The organism is Streptomyces sp. NPDC031225, from assembly GCF_055570355.1.
On record NZ_JBVIHJ010000012.1, the window covers coordinates 44,190 to 64,096 of the forward strand.

Sequence of the window (19,907 nt, forward strand, 5' to 3'; positions counted from 1 at the left end):
CCATGTGGTGCGAGGGCCGGCCCCGTGACACGGACGGCGGTGGCTCATGATCCGCCCGTCGGGTAACCGTCGTGGGCGGCAAGGTCCTTGTCGATCGCCTCGACCGCCTCGTCCAGGGTGGCCTTCACCGGCGCCCGGTCGATCATGATCTTCGGGAAGGCCCGGGAGAACGCCTCGGTGATCGCCGGATAGGCGGGCGTCCGCGGCCTCGGCCGGGCCACGCCGCCCGTCAACTGCTCGATGAACAGGTGCTCGGCGCCGCCCTCGGCGTACTCCGGCGACAGCTTCACCGCGCTGTCCGTGGCCGGGATCGCGCCGTTGGCCTCGGTCATCCGGTGGATCTGGTCCGGCCTCAGCAGATAGGTGAGGAAGCGCCATACGGCGTCGCCGTCGGCCCCGCCCGAGGTGAGGCCCCACTGCCAGGAGCCCATCCCGGTCACGGTGCCCTCACCGAAGTCGGGCAGGGGCACGATCGCCACGTCACCGGGGAAGTGCTCGGTGTGGTCCGGGTACCGCCAGTGGCCGGACCAGGAGATGACGCTGCGCCCCTGGTCGAACGCCTGGTCGTTCCTGCCGGGCTCGACGAGCCCCTCCTCGGCCCAGTTCTGCAGGACGGTCAGCGCCCTGACCGACTCGGGTCCGTTGAGGAAGCCGTCCGCGGTCCGGAACGTCCTGGGGTCGATGAGCTCCCCGCCCGCCGACCACACCGCCGGTGCGAAGCCGTAGGTGTTCCACTCCTCGCCGGGTCGCGCGTGGACGAGGCCCAGGTCGAGCGGGTGCCGGTATCCCGCCCCCCGCAGGGTCCGCAGGATGCCCGTGAACTCGCCGACGGTCCAGGCGTCCGCCGGGCCCTCGGGAATGCGGATACCGGCCTTCCTCAGGACCGACGGCCGCACGTAGAGGGCCAGCCCCGAGTCGAAGGTGCCGATGCCGTACAACCGCCCGGCGTAGGTGCCCTGTTGGCGGATCGACGGCAGCAGGTCCTCCCGGAGTGCGTCGGACACGCAGGAGTCGATCGGCTTGATCCTGCCGGACCAGGCGTAGCTGTAGAGCCGGGGCCCGTCGAAGTCGAGCAGGTCCGGCAGATCACCGCTGGCCGCGGCGGAGAGCACGAGTTCGTTGTACGGCCGCTGCTCGGGAAGGGTGACGGCCTCGACCCGTACCTGCCGCTGCGACGAGTTGAAGTCCTGGACCTGGCGCCGCAGGGTGCTGGACTCGGCGCTCGGCCCCGCGTGGAACCACACCGTGACCTGCGCGGTGCCGTCGATCCTGCCGTCGCAGGTGGTGTCGGTACGGGCCCGCTCGCCCTTGTCGCCGTCGCCTCCGCCACCGCACGCGGCGAGCAGCAGCGCGGCCACCACCAGCGCCGAGGCCAGGGCGCGAGGCCCGCGGCGCCTTGCGAATTCGCCGACGTTTTCGAGCGGTGCCTTCATCGCACACCCCCACTCGACCGGACTTGCACGGCCTCCCCAGGGCAGCCCACATGCTACCCCCCGTCACCTTCCGCTGCGCTGCGTGAACGAGAACTGGCGGAACCGGCAAAGGACTTGAGCACATTCCAGGTGCCGGGAAGCAATCCGCCCCGACTCTTTCCGGCTAGCCGGAAAGCGCAATCACCCGCCGGTTGGGACCCTGTCCGCATGTCCATGCGCTGTCTTCTCGTCGATGACAGCATCCGGTTCCTGGAGGCCGCGCGGAGTCTTCTGGAACGCGACGGGATACCTGTCGTCGGCGTCGCACTGTCCGGTACGGAGGCTCTGGCACGGGCCGCCGAGCTGGCCCCGGACGTCGTTCTGGTCGACCTCGACCTCGACGGCGAGAGCGGCTTCGACGTGGCGACGGAGCTGGCCCGTCATGTCTCCGCCGTCGTCATCCTGATCTCCACGCACGCGCTGGAGGACTTCGAGGAGCTGGTCGCCGGCAGTGCGGCACGCGGCTTCCTGCCAAAGTCGGCGCTGTCGGCACGGGCCATCCGCGAGCTGCTGGACAGCGACGGGGAGACGACGCCCACCTGAGCGCGTACGGGCTGTGGTCCGGTCGTGAGCGCGCCCGCCGTCCGGCCGTGAGCCCGCCCGCGACGCGGTCATGAACTGCGCCACGGGCCGGCGGTGGCTGCATCGCCGTTCGGCTGCGAACCCACCCCCGTCCAGCTGCGAACCCCCACCCACAGCCCAGCCGTGAACCCACCCGCGACGCGGTCATGAAGTGGGCCTGAGCCCGGCCGCCACGGCATCACCGTTCGCCTGCGAACACGCCCCCGTCCGACCATGAACCCACCGGCAGCCCAGCCGTGAACCGCCCGCGACGCGGTCATGAAGTGGGCATCGGCCGGCCGCCACGGCATCACCGTTCGGCTGCGAACACCGGCCCCCGTCCAGCCATGAACCCACCCGCAGCCCGGCCGTGAAGCACGCCCCCAACCGGCTGTCACAGCATCGCCGTTCGGCTGCGAACACACCCCCGGTCCGGCCGTGCGCCTGTCCCCAGCGCGGTCGCTGCGTGCGCTCACGCCCGGCCATGAGTGAGCCGCCGTTCGGCGACAGGTGTTGTCGGGACTTGGTCAACACGCTTCAATGCGGGGGAACTCGGGGCCGGGAGCGACGGCGTACGGATGTGCGGCCTCCCCCCGGCACGGCCGCGGACGGCCCCGGGACACTCTCACGTGCGGCCTGACCAGCCGCCCGGACCTGCACAGAAAGGCCCCTGCATGCCGCACGCCACACAGCACGCGGACGTCGCGACCCTCGCCGACGCGGAACTGGACACGGCCCTGCGCGGCGGCCCCTTCCACGTCGCGCTGCGTGCCGCGATCGCCGCCCGGGGGCTGCCGTTGCAGCGTGTCCAGCACCATCTGTCGCGGTACGGGGTCAAGGTGGGTGTCACGAGCCTGAGTTACTGGCAGCAGGGTGCCCGGCGCCCGCAGCGCCCCGAGTCGCTGCGGGCCGTACGCGCGCTGGAGGAGATCCTTCAGCTGCCGGAGGAGTCACTGATCCGGCTGCTCGCCGAGCACGAGGACCGGTCGGCCGGAGAGCGGCCCGCGACCCGCTCCTACCGCTCCCTCCTCGCCGCCTCGGACGTTCTCGAACAGCTGCTGGCAGAGCTGGACTCGCCCCTCGACGGCGGGCTGCACACCCTCGGCCACCACGAGCGGATAGACATCGGGCCGCGCCGGGAACTGGGCAGCCGCGAGTCGCACCACATCGTGCGCGCCCACCGGGAGGGCGTCGACCGCTTCATGGCCGTCCACCACGGCGACCCGGGGTGCGTACCGGAGCTCATGACCGTGCACGCCCTGGAGAACTGCCGTACCGGGCGCGTGCGTTCGCACCACGACACCGGTGTGCTCGTGGCCGAGCTGCTTCTCGACGCACGGCTGCGGGCAGGGGACACCTTCCTCTTCCGCTACCGCGTCGAGGACGGCACGGCCGGTGCGTCCCGCGAGTACGTGCGCGGCTTCGGCTCGCCCGGGGGCCAGTACGCGCTGCAGGTCCGGTTCGACGAGAACACCCTGCCGCTGCGCTGTCACCGCTTCGCCCAGCACTCCCCCGCGGCACCCCGCAGCGGCCGCCAGGAACTCGCCCTCACCGGCCACCACCACTCGGTCCACCTCGTCGAGCAGCGGGTGCGGTCGGGGATCGTGGGGATCGGATGGGACTGGGAGTGACGGCGGTGCCGGTGGGTGTGGCGGCGAGGAGGGGGCGGGAGTGGTCAGTGGCGCGAGTGGTGTGACGTCAGGTCGGTGACGGCACGTAAACGCTTGCGCAAGCGTTTACGTGCGGCGTCCGATGGGATACCTTCCGGCCGTGGGCCGCCGTTCCGGGAGGGGGACTCGATGCCGACCATGGCCGATGTGGCACGCAGCGCGGGCGTGTCCGTGGCGACCGTCTCGCATGTCCTCAACGGCACCAGACCGGTCCTGCCGCACACCCGCCAGGCCGTGCTGGACGCCGTCGACGAACTCGGCTACACCCCCAACACCCTCGCCCGGTCCCTGGTGACCTCCCGCACCCGCTCCATCGGGCTCGCGGTGTCGGCGATCAGCAATCCGTACTTCACGGAGATCCTCCAGGGCGTCGAGGCGAGCGCCCTGGAACACGGCTACAGCCTGCTCATCGCCGATCCGCACGACGACCCCGAACACGAGCGCAAGGTCGTCCAACTGCTGCACGAGCGGCGCGTGGACGGCATGATCGTCGCGCCCTCGGTGGACCCGCGCGAGCTCGTCACCTACCTCGGGCGCCACGAGGTCCCGACCGTGTTCCTCGATCGGCTGGCCGACGCTCCCGCGGACGGTCCGCAGCGCTTCGACCAGGTCTGCGCCGAGAACACCGGGCCGACGGCACGCCTGGTCACCCATCTCGCCGGACTCGGCCACCGGCGCATCGGACTGGTGGCCGGTCTGCCGGGCCTCAGCACCACCGCCGAGCGGATCGCCGGATACCGGCAGGGCCTCGCGGCCGCCCGGCTCCCCTACGACGGTGACCTCGTCGCGCACGGCGACTCCGCGTCGGCCGGAGCCGAACGGGCCACGGCCGCCCTGCTCGCCCTGGCCGCACCGCCCACCGCCCTCGTCACCGCCAACAACACGATGACCATCGGCACCCTGCGCACGCTGCGCGAACGCGGCCTCTCCGTACCGGACGACCTCGCCCTGTGCTGCTTCGACGACTTCGCCTGGGCCGATCTGTTCTCCCCCAGGCTCACCGCGATCGCCCAGCCCAGCAGGGAGATCGGCGCCCAGGCGGTACGGGTGCTCCTGGACCGCCTCGCGGCGCCGGACCGGCCTGCCCGGACCGTGCGCCTCGCCTGCACCTTCGTCCACCGCACGTCGTGCGGCTGCGCCGACTCCGGGGAGCGGTCCGCGCGCTCCGGGCCGGCCCCGGAAGACCCGACTCCCCCGCAGGGCTCGCAGCCCGCGCGGTCCTCGCAGTCCAGGAAAGGAACCGTCTCGTGATCGTCGTCGCCGGTGAGGCCCTGATCGATCTGGTACCGCAGGGCCGGGGCGCCCTCGCGGGTCTCAAGCCGGCGCTCGGCGGTGGCCCCTACAACACCGCGGTGGCCCTCGGCCGCCTCGGCTCCCCCACGGCCTTCTGCTCCCGGACCTCGCTCGACGCCTTCGGCGAGGCGCTGCTTCAGGGGCTGCGGGAGGCCGAGGTGGACGTGTCCGCCGTGCAGCGCGGTGCGGAACCCACCACGCTCGCCGTCGCCACGATCGACACCAACGGCTCGGCCGCCTACTCCTTCTACGTCGACGGCACCGCCGACCGCCTGTTCACGGCACCCGGCGAACTCCCCGCCGGGACCCGCGCGATGTCCTTCGGCACCTGCTCGCTCGTCCTGGAACCGGGGGCGAGCGCGTACGAGGAGCTGCTGCGGAAGGCTGCCGCGCAGGGTGTGTTCACCGCGCTCGACCCGAACATCAGGGCCGGGCTGATCCCCGACGCGGACGCCTACCGGGACCGGTTCAGGAGCTGGCTGCCGTCGGTGTCCCTGCTCAAGCTCTCCGAGGAGGACGCGCTGTGGCTGGGCGGCACCCCACGCGAGTGGCTGGCCGCGGGGCCCTCGGCCGTCGTGATCACTCACGGCGGTGACGGGCTGACCGTGTTCACCCGGGACGGGGCGGCGCTTCCCGTACCGGGCGAGAAGGTCGACGTCGTGGACACGATCGGCGCCGGCGACACGGTGAACGCGGCGCTGCTGCACGGCCTTGCCACCCTTGACGCGCTGTCCCCGGCGGCGCTCGCGGCGCTGGGCGTCGACGACTGGACCCGGCTGCTGCGATTCGCGGCACGCGCGGCGGCGATCACCTGCTCACGAGCGGGCGCCGAGCCGCCGTACGCGTCCGAAGTGGGCGCGCTCTAGAGACCGCCCGGCCGCAGCAGGCAGAGGCGTCGGAGGCCGGACGGGCGGTGCCCCGCGGGGAGTTCCCGCGGGGCACCGCCTTTTCGTGTCGTTCCCCGAGGTGTCCGGGGCCCGGGGTCATTGGCCGAGCGTCTCAGGCCTTGCGGGCCCGGGTCGTCTTCTTGGCCGGTGTCGTCCTGGCCGTCGCCGTCTTCTGGGCCGTCGACCTGGCGGCGGCCGTCTTCTTGGCGGCGGTCGCCTTCTTGGCGGCCGGCTTGCGAGGAGCCTTCACCGAGGAGGCGTCGCTGACGCGGTCCGCCCCGAGGATCTCCCTGAGGAACTTGCCGGTGTGGCTCGCGGGAACCCCTGCGATCTCCTCCGGGGTGCCCTCGGCGACGACGAGTCCGCCGCCGGCGCCACCCTCGGGGCCCATGTCGACGACCCAGTCGGCCGTCTTGATCACATCGAGGTTGTGCTCGATGACGATGACCGTGTTGCCCTTGTCGACGAGGCCGGACAGAACCGTCAGCAGCTTGCTGATGTCCTCGAAGTGCAGACCGGTGGTGGGCTCGTCCAGGACGTAGACCGTACGGCCGGTGGACCGCTTCTGGAGCTCGCTGGCGAGCTTCACCCGCTGGGCCTCGCCACCGGACAGGGTGGTCGCGGCCTGGCCGAGACGGACATAGCCGAGCCCGACGTCCTTGAGGGTGTTGAGGTGACGGGCGATCGCGGGGACGGCCTCGAAGAACCCCGTGGCCTCCTCGATCGGCATGTTCAGGATGTCGGCGATGGACTTGCCCTTGTAGTGGACCTCCAGGGTCTCCCGGTTGTAGCGGGCGCCGTGGCAGACCTCGCACGGGACGTAGACGTCCGGGAGGAAGTTCATCTCGATCTTGATGGTGCCGTCGCCCGCGCAGTTCTCGCAGCGGCCGCCCTTGACGTTGAAGGAGAAGCGGCCGGGCATGTAGCCGCGGACCTTCGCCTCGGTCGTCTCGGCGAACAGCTTGCGGACGTGGTCGAAGACACCGGTGTACGTCGCCGGGTTGGACCGCGGGGTGCGGCCGATGGGTGACTGGTCGACGTGGACGACCTTGTCGACGAGGTCGTCGCCGTCCACACGCGTGTGTCGTCCGGGAACGCTCCGGGCGCCGTTCAGCTCGCGGGCCAGGTGCGTGTACAGGATGTCGTTCACCAGCGTCGACTTGCCGGAGCCCGAGACACCGGTGACCGCGGTGAACACGCCCAGCGGGAAGGACACGTCGATGTCCTGGAGGTTGTTCTCGCGGGCGCCGTGCACGGTGAGCCGGCGGGACGGGTCCAGGGGGCGCCTGATGTCGGGCAGCGGGATGGCCTTCTTGCCCGACAGGTACTGGCCGGTCTGCGACTCGTTGTTGTCCAGCAGTTCCTTCAGGGAGCCGCTGTGCACGACCCTGCCGCCGTGTTCACCCGCGCCGGGACCGATGTCGACGATCCAGTCGGCGACCTTGATGGTGTCCTCGTCGTGCTCGACGACGATGAGCGTGTTGCCCATGTCCCGCAGCCGGACCAGGGTCTCGATGAGCCGGTGGTTGTCGCGCTGGTGCAGGCCGATGGACGGCTCGTCGAGGACGTACAGGACGCCCACGAGCCCGGAGCCGATCTGGGTGGCCAGGCGGATGCGCTGGGCCTCGCCGCCGGAGAGGGTCCCGGCCGCGCGGTTCAGCGAGAGGTAGTCCAGGCCGACGTCGACCAGGAACTTCAGCCGTTCGTTGACCTCCTTCAGCACCCGCTCGGCGATCTTCTTGTCGCGGGCGCTGAGCTTCAGCTCCCCGAGGAAGTCCGCGCAGTCGCTGATGGACATCCCCGAGACCTCGGCGATCGACTTGCCCATGACGGTGACCGCGAGGACGAGCGGCTTGAGGCGGGTGCCCTCACAGGTGGGGCAGGGCACCTCGCGCATGTAGCCCTCGAAGCGCTCACGGCTGGCGTCGCTCTCGGACTCGCTGTGCCGGCGCTTGACGAAGGGCACGGCGCCTTCGAAGGGGGTCGTGTAGACGCGCTCGCGGCCGTACCTGTTGCGGTAGCGGACCTCGATCTGTGTCTTGTGCCCGTACAGCAGGGCCTTCTTGGCGCGCTGCGGCAGCCCCGCGAAGGGGATGTCCGTCCGGAAGCCCAGCGCGTCCGCGAGGGCGCCGATCAGGCGGCCGAAGTAGTCCTTGGTGTGTCCGTGGGACCAGGGGTGGATGGCGCCCTCGTCGAGGGACTTGTCCTCGTCCGGGACGATCAGCTCCGGGTCGACCTCCATGCGCGTGCCGATGCCGGTGCACTCGGGGCAGGCGCCGAAGGGCGAGTTGAAGGAGAAGGAGCGGGGCTCCAGCTCCTCGAAGGACAGGTCGTCGTACGTGCAGTACAGGTGCTCCGAGAACATGCGCTCACGCTCGGGGTCGTCCTCGGGGAGGTCGACGAAGTCGAGCACGACCATGCCCCCGGACAGCCCGAGCGCGGTCTCGACGGAGTCGGTGAGGCGGCGCTTGGCGGAGTCCTTCACCGTGAGGCGATCGATGACCACCTCGATGGTGTGCTTCTCCTGCTTCTTCAGCGTGGGCGGGTTGGAGAGCTGGACGGTCTCGCCGTCCACGCGGGCGCGGCTGTAACCCTTGGTCTGGAGATCGGCGAAGAGGTCGACGAACTCCCCCTTGCGCTCCCGCACCAGCGGCGAGAGCACCTGGAAGCGACTGCCCTCCGGCAGCTCCAGGACCCGGTCGACGATGGCTTGCGGCGACTGGCGTGCGATCGGACGGCCGCACTCGGGGCAGTGCGGCTTGCCGATGCGCGCGAAGAGCAGACGCAGGTAGTCGTAGACCTCGGTGATGGTGCCGACCGTCGAGCGCGGGTTGCGCGAGGTCGACTTCTGGTCGATGGAGACCGCGGGCGAGAGGCCCTCGATGAAGTCGACGTCCGGCTTGTCCATCTGGCCGAGGAACTGGCGGGCGTACGAGGAGAGCGACTCCACGTAGCGCCGCTGGCCCTCGGCGAAGATGGTGTCGAAGGCCAGGGAGGACTTGCCCGACCCGGACAGGCCCGTGAAGACGATGAGCGAGTCGCGAGGCAGGTCGAGCGAGACGTTCTTCAGGTTGTGCTCGCGCGCGCCACGGACGATGAGACGGTCGGCCACGCCGGTCCGCACCTTTCTTGAGAGTGGTGACAGGGGCGGGGCCCCCGTGCTTTCTCAGACTAGGGGGAGCCACTGACAACGCCGGTCGGATTCCCCGGAGGCATAACAATCCCCGGCCCTCCAGCATGCCCGACGCCGCACCCGACCATATAGCACGTGCATTCGATTTCCGGCACTGCTTCACCACCTTCACCCAAAGGTGTGGCGGGGCTAGGGTCAGCAGCATGATTGATCACGCTCATGACCTGGAGTCTGTACGTGGCGCGACCGAGCGGCTGCTGACCGCAGCCGCCTCGATGGACAACGCGTCGGTGACCGAGTCGTCACGGCTGCCCGGCTGGAGCCGCGGGCATGTACTCGCACATCTGTCCCGGAACGCCGACGCCCTGGTGAACGTTCTGCGCGGACAGCCCATGTATCCGTCCGCGGACGCACGCGACTCCGACATCGAGCGGGACGCACCGCGCTCCCTCGATGTCCAGCTCGCCGACCTCCGCGACAGCGCCGCACGCTTCCAGGAGGCGGGTGCCGAGCCGGCCGACTGGTCGCGCACGGTGGAGCTGCGCAACGGGGTCACCGACTCGGCGTCCCGGGTGCCGTTCCGGCGATGGGTCGAGGTGGAACTGCACCACGTGGACCTCGGGATCGGGTACGAACTGGAGGATCTCCCGGAACAATTCACCCAGCGTGAGATCGACTTCCTCACGGAGCGGTTCCGGGGCCATCCCGGCGTACCGGCCCTCCTGATCGAGGAGGACGACGGTCGCCGGAGCCCGACCGGGCGCCAGGACGAAGCGGCACTCATCGTCTCCGGGCGCCGGGCCGATCTGCTCGGCTGGCTCGCCGGCCGCCGCGACGGCACGCTGCTGAGGGTGCACGGCGGCACCCTGCCGTCGCTGCCCCCGCTGTAGTGGCCCGCCCCGCCGGCCCTCGAAAAGAAATGTGGGCGGGGATGTCGATCCGGGCGGACCCCGCACGACGCAGAGGTGAGAGAACGACACCACACGGGAAACGGCTCCACACGAGAGGTGAAGACCATGCCCAAGGTCCGGGTGCACAACGTGACGATCTCCCTCGACGGCTTCGCGGCCGGCCCGAACCAGCGACCGGACGCCCCGTTCGGCGACGGGGTCGGCTGGGGTGACGAGCTGCACGGCTGGCTCTTTCCCGCGATGGAGGACGCGGCCGCGGGCAGGACCGGAATCGATGTCGACCACGTCGTCCGCGGCGACCGGAACATCGGCGCCACGATCATGGGGCGGAACATGTTCGGGCCGCAGCGCGGGCCGTGGGAGGACGAGTCCTGGCAGGGCTGGTGGGGCGACAACCCGCCCTACCACCACGACGTCTTCGTGCACACCCACCATCTGCGCCCCTCGCTGAAGATGGCCGGCGGAACCACCTTCCACTTCACCGACGAGTCGCTGGAGACGGTGCTCCAGCGCGCGTTCGACGCCGCGGGCGGCAAGGACGTCCGGATCGGCGGCGGGGCGGCGATCATCCGGCAGTACCTGCGCGCCCGGCTGATCGACGAGGTCCACCTGGCGATCGCGCCGATGCTCATCGGGCGCGGAGAACGACTGCTCGACGACCTGGGCGACGGGATCGACGGATACCGGGTCGCCGAACTGGTCAGCTCACCGAAGGTCACCCACGCGGTACTGGTCCGGCGCTGACGGACGGCCCCGTCATCGCCGCCGGCGGACGCCGGCCCGGGTGGACCCATGGCGGTCGCCCGACCCGTCGGCACGCCCTCGGGAACGGATTAGGCTGACCGCCATGACGTACAGCGGACAGGTGACGGTCGGCGGGTCCGCCGACGTGCACGAGCTCAAGGACCTGATGATCACCAAGATCGCGGTCGGCCCGATGAACAACAACGCCTATCTGCTGCGCTGCCGGGCCACCGACGAGCAGTTGCTGATCGACGCCGCCAACGACGCGCACACCCTGCTCGGCATGATCGGTGACGACGGCATCGCGTCCGTCGTCACCACGCACCAGCACGGTGACCACTGGCAGGCGCTCGCCGAGGTCGTCGCGGCCACACGCGCGCGTACGTACGCGGGCCGGGACGACGCCGACGGCATCCCCGTGCCCACCGACGTCCCGCTCGAGGACGGCGACGTCATCCGCGTGGGGCACGTGGAGCTGACCGCGCGTCACCTGGTCGGCCACACACCGGGTTCGATCGCCCTCGTCTACGACGACCCGCACGGGCATCCCCATGTGTTCACCGGGGACTGTCTCTTCCCGGGCGGGGTGGGCAACACCCGCAAGGATCCGGAGGCGTTCGCGAGCCTGATCCACGACGTCGAGACGAAGATCTTCGGCGAGCTGCCGGACGAGACCTGGGTGTACCCGGGGCACGGCAACGACACCTCGCTGGGCGCGGAGCGGCCGCACCTTCCGGAGTGGCACGCGCGGGGGTGGTGAACACCGGCGTGCGCCTCTGAATCCGTTCCTGCCTGCGCGTCTGCATCCGATCCGGCGTGCGGCCGGCGCCCCCGTTTCGGCTCACGCGCCCCGTGTGAACGATTCACACGAGCCGGTGTCACACGCGCGCTCCCGGCGCAGGTGGTTGCGCAGTCAACTGGGGGCAGCCCCGCACAGGAAGACGGCTCCTGCGCGGTACGGGCCGCCGGTCTTTCGATCCCCGCCCTCGACCGGCGGCCCCGGCCGCCTGGCCGGAATGCGTTCACAGAAATGAAACACCCGTTCCCAATATGCGGACAATTGCCGTCGTGACCTCGACAAACGGGACAGTGGACTGTCACTCTCCCGCCATGCACATCGCCCCTCGCACACTGCGCCGCGCGGCCGCCGCGACATCCATTGCCCTGCTCGCCACCGCCGTCGGCTGTGCTCCGCAGCCGGAGGACGACGCGAGCACCAAGGCCTCGGCGTCGACCGGCACCACGTGTGCCAAGGGCAAGTTGGCCACCCAGAGCTCCGGCAAGCTCACGATCGCGACCGACGAGCCCGCGTACGAGCCGTGGTTCAAGGACGACAAGCCCGCCAACGGCAAGGGCTTCGAGTCGGCCGTCGCCTACGCCGTGGCGAAGCAGCTCGGCTACGACAAGAGCGCCGTCGTCTGGCAGAGCGTCCCCTTCAACAAGGCCTTCGCGCCCGGCGAGAAGACCTTCGACTTCGACATCAACCAGGTGTCGATCAGCGCCGAGCGCAAGAAGGCCGTGGACTTCTCCTCCGGCTACTACGACGTGCGCCAGGCCGTCATCGCGCTCAAGGGTTCCAAGGCCGCCAAGGCGACGAGCATCGCGGATCTGAAGGGCCTCAAGCTGGGCGCCCAGGTCGGCACGACCAGCCTCAACTACATCGAGGACGTGGTGAAGCCGACCCGGGAGGCCGCCGCGTACGCCAAGAACGACCAGGCCAAGTCCGCGCTGGAGAACAAGCAGGTGGACGCCATCGTCGTCGACCTGCCGACCGCCTTCTACATCACCGCGGCCGAGGTGACGGACGGCACGATCGTCGGGCAGTTCGAGAACCAGGGCGGCACGCCGGAGCAGTTCGGGCTCGTGCTCGACAAGGGCAGCGCGCTCACCTCCTGCGTCACGGCCGCCGTGGACACGCTGCGCAAGGACGGCACGCTCGCCAAGCTGGAACAGCAGTGGCTGTCGGACGCCGTCGACGCCCCGGTGCTCAAGTGACGCTCACGAAGGACGAGTCCGGCACGGAAGACACCGGTGACTCGTACACGCCGTCGCAGCGGCGGGTCGAGCGGGAACGTCTCAAACGTGCCCGCGCCCGCCGCGCGACGGCGATCGCCGCGGTCTCGACCCTGGTCACCGCCGTGGTTCTCTACCTGGTCGTCGTCAGTGCGCCCGGCTGGCCGCGCACCAAGGAGACGTTCTTCAACGGGCAGTACGCGCGCGAGGCGTTCCCCAAGGTCCTCGAAGGGCTGTGGCTGAACGTCCGGCTGCTGCTGATCTGCGGTGTCGCCGTGCTGGTGCTCGGCATGCTGATCGCCATCGCCCGCACGCTGCGCGGCCCGGTGTTCTTCCCGCTGCGCTTCCTGGCCGCCGCCTACACGGACTTCTTCCGCGGGCTCCCGCTCATCATCAACCTCATGATCGTCGTCCTGGGTGTCCCGGCGCTGCGGCTCCAGGGCGTGACGGTCGACCCGGTGTGGCTGGGCGGCACGGCTCTCACGCTGACGTATTCGGCGTACGTGGCCGAGGTGTTCCGCGCCGGCATCGAGTCCGTGCACCCCTCGCAGCGCGCCGCGGCCCGCTCGCTCGGGCTCTCCAACCGGCAGGCGCTGCGGTACGTGGTGCTGCCGCAGGCGGTACGCCGTCAGGTGCCGCCCCTGCTGAACGACCTGGTGTCCCTCCAGAAGGACACCGGTCTGGTGTCGATCGGCGGCGCGATCGACGCCGTACGGGCCGCCGACATCATCGTCGGGCGCAGCCTCAACTACACGCCCTACATCGTCGCGGGCCTGGTGTTCGTGGCGCTGACCATCCCGATGACCCGGTTCACGGACTGGGTGACGGCACGGATGGACCGCCGGCGGGCCCAGGGAGGGACCACATGAGCGACGCACCGGTGCTGCGGATGGAGTCCGTCCGCAAGACCTTCGGCGACACGGTCGTGCTGCGGGACGTCGACCTGGAGGTCACCCCGCACACGGTGACCGCGCTGATCGGCGCCTCCGGCTCGGGCAAGTCGACGCTGCTGCGCTGCGCCAACCTCCTGGATGAGATCGACGACGGCGCCATCTGGCTGGACGGCGAGGAGATCACCGATCCGCGCGTCGACCAGGACGCGGTACGGCGTCGTATCGGCGTGGTCTTCCAGGCGTACAACCTCTTTCCGCACATGACGGTCCTGGAGAACATCACGCTGGCCCCGCGCCGTGTGCACGGCGTGACCCGCGCGGAGGCCGAGGGGCACGCGCGCGAGCTCCTGGAGCGGCTCGGGCTCGCCGGGAAGGCGGGCGAGTACCCCGACCGGCTCAGCGGCGGTCAGCAGCAGCGGGTGGCCATCGTGCGGGCCCTCGCCGTACGTCCCCGGCTGCTGCTGCTCGACGAGATCACCGCGGCCCTCGATCCGGAACTCGTGGGCGAGGTCCTGAACGTCGTGCGCGACCTCAAGGGCGACGGCATGACCATGGTGCTGGCCACACACGAGATGGGCTTCGCGCGCGAGGTCGCCGACCAGGTCTGTTTTCTGGACGCGGGTGTGGTGCTGGAGCGCGGGACGGCCGAGCAGATCTTCGGCGACCCGCAGGAGGAGCGCACCCAGCGCTTCCTGCGGCGGATCGTGGAGGCGGGGCGCCTGTAGGAGCTGTAAGGACCGCGCGCCCAGGACGTCGGTCCTTACACGTCGGCCCGGGCCGGCCCCGCCAGCGCCGCGACCCGCTCCACACCGAAGACGTAGCCCTGCACCCCGCATCCCGCGATGACGCCGTCGGCGCGCAGCGAGACGTAGGAGTGGTGCCGGAAGGACTCGCGCTGGTGGATGTTGGAGATGTGCACCTCCAGCACCGGCAGTCCGTCGCAGGTGTTGAGCGCGTCCAGGATGGCGACCGACGTGTGCGAGTAGGCACCGGGGTTGATGACGATCCCGCAGTGGTCGAGCCGCGCCTCCTGGATCCAGTCGACCAGCTCGCCCTCGTGGTTGGACTGCCTGAAGTCCACCGTGCCGCCGTGCGCGGCCGCCGCCTTGGCGCACAGGGCCTCGACGTCGGCCAGCGTGTCCCTGCCGTAGATCTCCGGCTGGCGCTGACCCAGCAGGTTCAGGTTGGGGCCGTTCAGGATCATGATCGGGGCGTTGGCCAGGGTGCGGGGCACGGTTCCTCCGGTCCGGTGGGAGCGGGCTGCTCAGACCCCGGTTTATCACGGTGCGGGGCGCGCGGTACGGCCCGTACCCTCCCGGCATGACGACGATCTCGTACCCGCCCAAGCCGGTGTCCGGCGACCGCATAGCCGTCATCTCCCCCGGCGCCGGCCTGCCCGGTCTCTTCCCGCGCCCCTTCGAACTGGGCCTGGAGCGGCTGCGCAAGGAGTACGGACTCGAACCGGTCGAGTATCCGACGACCCGCAGGATGGGTTCGACGCCGAAGGACCGTGCCGCCGACATCCACGCGGCGTTCGCCGACCCGGACATCAGGGTGGTCATGGCGTCCATCGGCGGCGACGACCAGATCACCGTACTGCCCTTCCTGGACCGGGAGTTGATCCGGGCGAACCCGAAGCCGTTCTTCGGGATGAGCGACAACACGAACCTGCTGGCGTACCTGTACAACACCGGCATCGTCGGATTCCACGGTGCGACCGTGATGACCGCGCTCGGACGCCCGGTGGCCATGGACGCCCTGACCGCCGACTCCCTGCGGGCGGCGCTGTTCACCTCCGGCACGTACGAACTCACCGCCGCCGAGCGCTGGAACGACGTCAACCGTGACTGGGCGGACCCCGCGACCTTCGACGCGGAGCCCGAGACCCGTCCCGGCGGCGGCTGGACCTGGGTGAACGCCGACCGGGTGGTGGAGGGCCGCAGTTGGGGCGGCTGTCTGGAGATCCTCGGCTGGCTGCTGATGGCCGACCGCGAGATCGCGCGCGACCTGAGCGCGTACGACGGCGGAGTGCTGCTCCTGGAGACCTCGGAGGAGTTGCCGAGCGACGTCGAGGTCTTCAGCACCCTGCGGAACATGGGCGAGCGCGGGCTGCTGGAACGCTTCTCCGCGCTGCTGATGGGCCGCCCCAAGTCCTGGTCCTTCGAGCACCCCAACAGTCCCGAGGAGGCGGATCGTTACGCCACCGACCAGCGCGAGGCCGTGCTGCGGGCCATGCACATATATGCCCCCGACACGACCATCGTCTTCGATGTGGACTTCGGGCACACCGATCCCCAACTCGTCATCCCCTACGGCGGCATCGTCCGCGTCGACGGCCCCGGCCGGCGCATCACCGTCACGTACTGATCCCGCCCGCGCGCTCCCGTAACCCCCGCTCACCGCTGGTGGTTGACGCGGCATGCACGACGTACGCACCGCAAGGGCGCCCTCCATGCCGCGGCTCGCGGCCGCCTCGCTCGCCGGCACGGCCATCGAGTTCTACGACTTCTTCGTCTACGGGACGGCCGCGGCGCTGGTCCTGGGGCCGCTGTTCTTTCCCACGTTCTCGCCGGTGGCGGGGACGCTGGCCGCCTTCGGGACGTTCGGTGTGGGGTTCGTCGCGCGGCCGCTCGGGTCGGTGCTGTTCGGGCACATCGGGGACCGGCGCGGACGGCGTCCGGTCCTCGTGGCCTCACTGCTGCTGACCGGCGCCGCCACCGTCGCGGTCGGCTGCGTGCCGACGTACGGCACGATCGGGGTGACCGCGCCCGTACTGCTCCTGGTGCTGCGCTTTCTCCAGGGACTGGGGCTGGGCGGGGAGTGGGGCGGCGCCGTCCTGCTGGTCGCGGAGCATGCGCCCGCCGAGCGGCGCGGACTGTGGACGAGCTTCCCGCAGGTGGGGCCCGCACTGGGCTTTCTGCTCGCCAACGGAGTGGTGCTGACGCTGTCGGCCACCCTGTCCGACGCGCAGTTCGCGCAGTGGGGCTGGCGGGTGCCGTTCTGGGCGGCCGGAGTGCTGGCGATGGTGGGGCTGTGGCTGCGCGCCTCGCTCACGGAGAGCCCTGGTTTCCTGGAGCTCGACGACCACGCGCGCGTGCCGTTCGTCGAGGTGGCGCGCGACCACTGGCGGCTCGTTCTGCTGACGGCCGGAGCACTCGCCGTCGGGTACGCGATCTTCTACGCGGTGACGACCTGGTCCCTCGCCTACGGCACTGAGCGGCTCGGGGTGAGCCGGACCGTCATGCTGACCTGCATCATGGCCGCGGTGCTGGTGAAGGGCTCACTCACACCGGTGGTGGCACTGCTCGGGGACCGTTACGGGCGGCGGCCGTTGTGTCTGGCCGGGTGCGCGGGGGCCGCGCTGTGGATGTTCCCGATGGTGGCCCTGCTCGCGACCGCCGAGCCGCTGTGGATGTTCCTCGGCTTCCTGGGCGCGATGATCGCGTTCATCACGATGTTCGCGGTGATCGCCGCGTATCTGCCGGAGCTGTACGAGCCGCGGGTGCGCTGCACCGGTGCCGCGGTCGGCTACAACCTCGGCGGGGTGGTCGGGGGCGCGCTCACGCCGATCGCGGCGACGGCGCTGGCGGAGCACGGCGGGCGGGTCCCCTGGGGTGTGGGGGCGTATCTGACCGGGATCGCGCTGCTCAGTCTCGGGTGTTTCGCGTTGCTGCCGGAGACGCGTCCGGTGCCCGCGGCGGTGACGGCCGTGGCGGAGCCGGCTATGGATTGATCGCCAGCTCCAGGTAGGCCGCGAACAGCACCAGATGGACACCGCCCTGGAGCGGTGTCGCCCGGCCCGGCACCACCGTCAGCGAACTCACCACCACGGTCAGGGCCAGCAGCACCATGTGGGTGGCGCCGAGGCCGAGGACGAGCGGACCGGAGAGCCAGACGGATGCCAGGGCGACCGCGGGGATGGTCAGGCCGATGCTCGCCATGGCCGAGCCGAGGGCGAGGTTGAGGCTCGTCTGCACACGGTCTCGGCGCGCGGAGCGCAGCGCGGCGATGGTCTCGGGGAGCAGCACCAGCAGGGCGATGACCACACCGACCACGGCCTGCGGAAGGCCGGCCTTGGCCACCCCGGACTCGATGGTCGGCGAGACCCCCTTGGCCAGACCGACGACGCCGATCAGGGCCAGGCCCAGCAGCGTCAGGCTGATCAGCGCGGTGCGGGCGGTGGGCAGGTCGGCGTGGTCGTCGGCGGTGATGACCTCGCCCTGGTGGGTGACCGGGAGGAAGTAGTCGCGGTGCCGTACGGTCTGGGTCGCCACGAACAAGCCGTACAGGACCAGCGAGGAGAGCGCGGCGAAGGTCAGCTGGGCGGTGGAGAACTCCGGGCCCGGCTTGCTCGTCGTGAACGTCGGCAGCACCAGGCTCAGCGTGGCCAGGGTGGCGACCGTGGCGAGGGCAGCGCCGGTGCCCTCGGGGTTGAAGACCGCGGTGCCGTGGCGCAGTGAGGCCACGAGGAGACTGATGCCGACGATGCCGTTGCAGGTGATCATCACGGCCGCGAAGACCGTGTCCCTGGCCAGGGTCGAACTCTTGTCGCCGCCATCCGCCATCAGGGTGACGATCAGGGCGACCTCGATGATCGTGACGGCGACGGCGAGGACGAGTGATCCGAAGGGCTCACCGACCCGGTGGGCGATCACCTCGGCGTGGTGCACGGCGGCCAGCACGGCCCCGGCGAGGACCAGCGTCACGAGGACTACGGCCGCGCCGGGAAGATCGCGGCCCCAGGTGAACACCAGCAGAAGGACAGCGAGCACCGGCACTGCGGACGTCCACCGGTTCGTGAGCCTGGCGAGCATGCAGTGATCGTCGCAGAGGCGAACCGGCTGCGCACCATGCCAGTGGCTACTTGAGCTCGCCCGATTCCAGGACGTCGTAGTTGGTGTAGACGCGGTCACCGATGCACAGCGCGCCGAGCCGTTCCGCCAGTTCGCCCGTCTCGGGGGCGTCGCTGTTGCGCATGGCCTCGTCGTACGACTCGAATTCGAGCAGCGCCGCATAGCGGTTGGGGTTGTCGCGGTCCTTCAGGAGCATGCGGTAGGTCGGGCCACCCGGCTTGCCCTCGTTGCGCTGCCCCGCCTCCTGGAGCACCTGCTGCATGTCTTCCAGGCGCTCGGTCTCGAAACCGACGATCTGCACGAACTTCATGAGTGTCTCCAGTCGGCCACGGCGTCCCCGGGCCGGGGAACGCGCTCTGGAACCAAACAAGCACCGGGAGCGGCACCCGGCAATTCGCCGCGTCCCGCTCCCGGTGGTGGTGCTTGCTGCGTCGGCCTTGGTCAGGCCTCGATGCTGTCCTTCTGAGCGTCTTCGGTCCCCGCCTGCGCCGCCTCGGCCGCGGCCTGCTTCCTGGTAGCCATCAGGCTGGTGATCGTGGTGACGATCAGGACCGAGCAGATCACGCCGAGCGAGACCGGGATGCTGATCTCGGGGACGTGGACCCCGGACTCGTGCAGGGCGTGCAGCACCAGCTTGACGCCGATGAAGCCCAGGATGATCGACAGGCCGTAGCTGAGGTGGACCAGCTTCTTCAGCAGGCCGCCGATGAGGAAGTACAGCTGGCGCAGGCCCATCAGGGCGAACGCGTTGGCCGTGAAGACGATGTACGGGTCCTGGGTCAGGCCGAAGATCGCGGGGATCGAGTCGAGCGCGAACAGCACGTCGGTGGTGCCGATGGCGAGCATCACGACCAGCATCGGGGTCATGACCCGCTTGCCGTTCTCCTCGATCCACAGCTTGGTGCCGTGGTACCGGTCGGCGACACCGAACCGGCGCTCGGCGGCCTTGAGCAGCTTGTTCTCCTCGAACTCCTCGTCGTCCCCGTCGGCACGGGCCTCCTGGATGAGCTTCCAGGCGGTGTAGATGAGGAAGGCACCGAAGATGTAGAAGACCCAGGCGAAGCTGGCGAGGATGGCGGCTCCCGCGGCGATGAAGATCGCGCGCAGCACCAGGGCTATGAGGACACCGACGAGGAGCACCCGCTGCTGGTACTGCGAGGGCACCGCGAACTTCGCCATGATCAGGACGAAGACGAAGAGGTTGTCCACGCTCAGGGACTTCTCGGTGATGAAGCCCGCGAAGAACTCCCCGCCGGTCTGACCACCGCCGAAGATGAGCAGGCCGAGGCCGAAGAGGCCGGCCAGGGCGATCCAGACGACCGTCCAGATGCCCGCTTCCTTGATGGACACGTCGTGCGGCTTGCGGCCGATGAAGAAGTCGACCGCGATGAGGGCGGCGAGGCCCACGATCGTAAGGACCCACAGGGTCACGGAAACATCCACAGTTCCTCCGGCAATACGTAACGGCAAGTAACCA

18 protein-coding genes are annotated in these 19,907 nt (G+C 70.2%); 12 read left to right on the plus strand and 6 right to left on the minus strand.

Features of this window, described 5'->3' with window-relative positions; all coding sequences use genetic code 11:
* Positions 1-44 precede the first annotated feature (44 nt).
* Positions 45-1,433, minus strand: a complete 1,389-nt coding sequence (locus ACZ48Z_RS21210; RefSeq protein ID WP_468737404.1) for an extracellular solute-binding protein — start codon at positions 1,431-1,433, stop codon at positions 45-47.
* A gap of 207 nt (positions 1,434-1,640) precedes the next feature.
* Here ACZ48Z_RS21210 and ACZ48Z_RS21215 point away from each other — a divergent pair, with 207 nt between their 5' ends.
* From ACZ48Z_RS21215 to ACZ48Z_RS21230, 4 genes are all read left to right on the plus strand, one after another.
* Positions 1,641-2,015, plus strand: coding sequence for a response regulator (locus ACZ48Z_RS21215; protein ID WP_468737405.1), 375 nt, complete (start codon positions 1,641-1,643; stop codon positions 2,013-2,015).
* A 692-nt stretch (positions 2,016-2,707) separates the two neighbouring features.
* Complete coding sequence (locus ACZ48Z_RS21220; RefSeq protein ID WP_468737406.1) at positions 2,708-3,664, plus strand: hypothetical protein; 957 nt, start codon at positions 2,708-2,710, stop codon at positions 3,662-3,664.
* A 168-nt stretch (positions 3,665-3,832) separates the two neighbouring features.
* Positions 3,833-4,954, plus strand: a complete 1,122-nt coding sequence (locus ACZ48Z_RS21225; protein ID WP_468737407.1) for a LacI family DNA-binding transcriptional regulator — start codon at positions 3,833-3,835, stop codon at positions 4,952-4,954.
* Entirely contained in the window at positions 4,951-5,862 is a 912-nt protein-coding gene (locus ACZ48Z_RS21230; protein WP_468737408.1) for a carbohydrate kinase family protein, read from the plus strand. The genes ACZ48Z_RS21225 and ACZ48Z_RS21230 overlap by 4 nt, the downstream gene beginning before the upstream one ends.
* Positions 5,863-5,995: 133 nt before the next feature.
* Here ACZ48Z_RS21230 and uvrA read toward each other — a convergent pair whose 3' ends face one another.
* Positions 5,996-8,995: an excinuclease ABC subunit UvrA gene (gene uvrA, locus ACZ48Z_RS21235; protein ID WP_468737409.1), complete on the minus strand. Its 3,000-nt coding sequence runs from the start codon at positions 8,993-8,995 to the stop codon at positions 5,996-5,998.
* A 224-nt stretch (positions 8,996-9,219) separates the two neighbouring features.
* Between uvrA and ACZ48Z_RS21240 the strand changes: the two genes are divergently transcribed.
* The 6 genes from ACZ48Z_RS21240 to ACZ48Z_RS21265 all read left to right on the plus strand — a co-directional run bounded on the left by ACZ48Z_RS21240 (position 9,220) and on the right by ACZ48Z_RS21265 (position 14,302).
* Positions 9,220-9,906 (plus strand): maleylpyruvate isomerase family mycothiol-dependent enzyme, encoded by a 687-nt coding sequence (locus tag ACZ48Z_RS21240; protein ID WP_468737410.1) that lies wholly within the window; start codon positions 9,220-9,222, stop codon positions 9,904-9,906.
* A gap of 126 nt (positions 9,907-10,032) precedes the next feature.
* On the plus strand, positions 10,033-10,671 hold the full coding sequence (locus ACZ48Z_RS21245) for a dihydrofolate reductase family protein (protein WP_468737411.1): 639 nt from the start codon (positions 10,033-10,035) through the stop codon (positions 10,669-10,671).
* A 103-nt stretch (positions 10,672-10,774) separates the two neighbouring features.
* On the plus strand, positions 10,775-11,431 hold the full coding sequence (locus ACZ48Z_RS21250; RefSeq protein WP_468737412.1) for an MBL fold metallo-hydrolase: 657 nt from the start codon (positions 10,775-10,777) through the stop codon (positions 11,429-11,431).
* Positions 11,432-11,781: 350 nt separating this feature from the next.
* A complete protein-coding gene (locus tag ACZ48Z_RS21255; protein ID WP_468737413.1) occupies positions 11,782-12,666 on the plus strand; it encodes an ABC transporter substrate-binding protein in 885 nt (294 codons plus the stop codon).
* Positions 12,663-13,553 carry an amino acid ABC transporter permease gene (locus ACZ48Z_RS21260; protein WP_468737414.1) on the plus strand — a complete coding sequence of 297 codons (891 nt, stop codon included), beginning with the start codon at positions 12,663-12,665 and terminating at the stop codon, positions 13,551-13,553. The genes ACZ48Z_RS21255 and ACZ48Z_RS21260 overlap by 4 nt, the downstream gene beginning before the upstream one ends.
* The gene (locus ACZ48Z_RS21265) at positions 13,550-14,302 is read left to right on the plus strand and encodes an amino acid ABC transporter ATP-binding protein (protein WP_468737415.1); all 753 of its coding nucleotides are present in this window, start codon (positions 13,550-13,552) and stop codon (positions 14,300-14,302) included. The genes ACZ48Z_RS21260 and ACZ48Z_RS21265 overlap by 4 nt, the downstream gene beginning before the upstream one ends.
* A 35-nt stretch (positions 14,303-14,337) precedes the next feature.
* Here ACZ48Z_RS21265 and aroQ read toward each other — a convergent pair whose 3' ends face one another.
* Entirely contained in the window at positions 14,338-14,811 is a 474-nt protein-coding gene (gene aroQ / locus ACZ48Z_RS21270) for a type II 3-dehydroquinate dehydratase (RefSeq protein ID WP_468737416.1), read from the minus strand.
* Positions 14,812-14,897: 86 nt separating this feature from the next.
* On the opposite strand from aroQ, the gene ACZ48Z_RS21275 reads away from it, so the two are divergent.
* On the plus strand, positions 14,898-15,944 hold the full coding sequence (locus ACZ48Z_RS21275; protein WP_468737417.1) for a S66 family peptidase: 1,047 nt from the start codon (positions 14,898-14,900) through the stop codon (positions 15,942-15,944).
* Between the two features lie 52 nt (positions 15,945-15,996).
* A complete protein-coding gene (locus ACZ48Z_RS21280) occupies positions 15,997-17,310 on the plus strand; it encodes an MFS transporter (RefSeq protein WP_468737418.1) in 1,314 nt (437 codons plus the stop codon).
* Here ACZ48Z_RS21280 and ACZ48Z_RS21285 read toward each other — a convergent pair.
* From ACZ48Z_RS21285 to ACZ48Z_RS21295, 3 genes are all read right to left on the minus strand, one after another.
* Complete coding sequence (locus ACZ48Z_RS21285) at positions 17,300-18,391, minus strand: calcium:cation antiporter (RefSeq protein WP_468737419.1); 1,092 nt, start codon at positions 18,389-18,391, stop codon at positions 17,300-17,302. The two genes, ACZ48Z_RS21280 and ACZ48Z_RS21285, sit on opposite strands and share 11 nt — an antisense overlap.
* A gap of 46 nt (positions 18,392-18,437) precedes the next feature.
* Complete coding sequence (locus tag ACZ48Z_RS21290; protein WP_468737420.1) at positions 18,438-18,740, minus strand: hypothetical protein; 303 nt, start codon at positions 18,738-18,740, stop codon at positions 18,438-18,440.
* Positions 18,741-18,871: 131 nt separating this feature from the next.
* On the minus strand, positions 18,872-19,873 hold the full coding sequence (locus ACZ48Z_RS21295; protein WP_468737421.1) for a TerC family protein: 1,002 nt from the start codon (positions 19,871-19,873) through the stop codon (positions 18,872-18,874).
* Positions 19,874-19,907 lie beyond the last annotated feature (34 nt).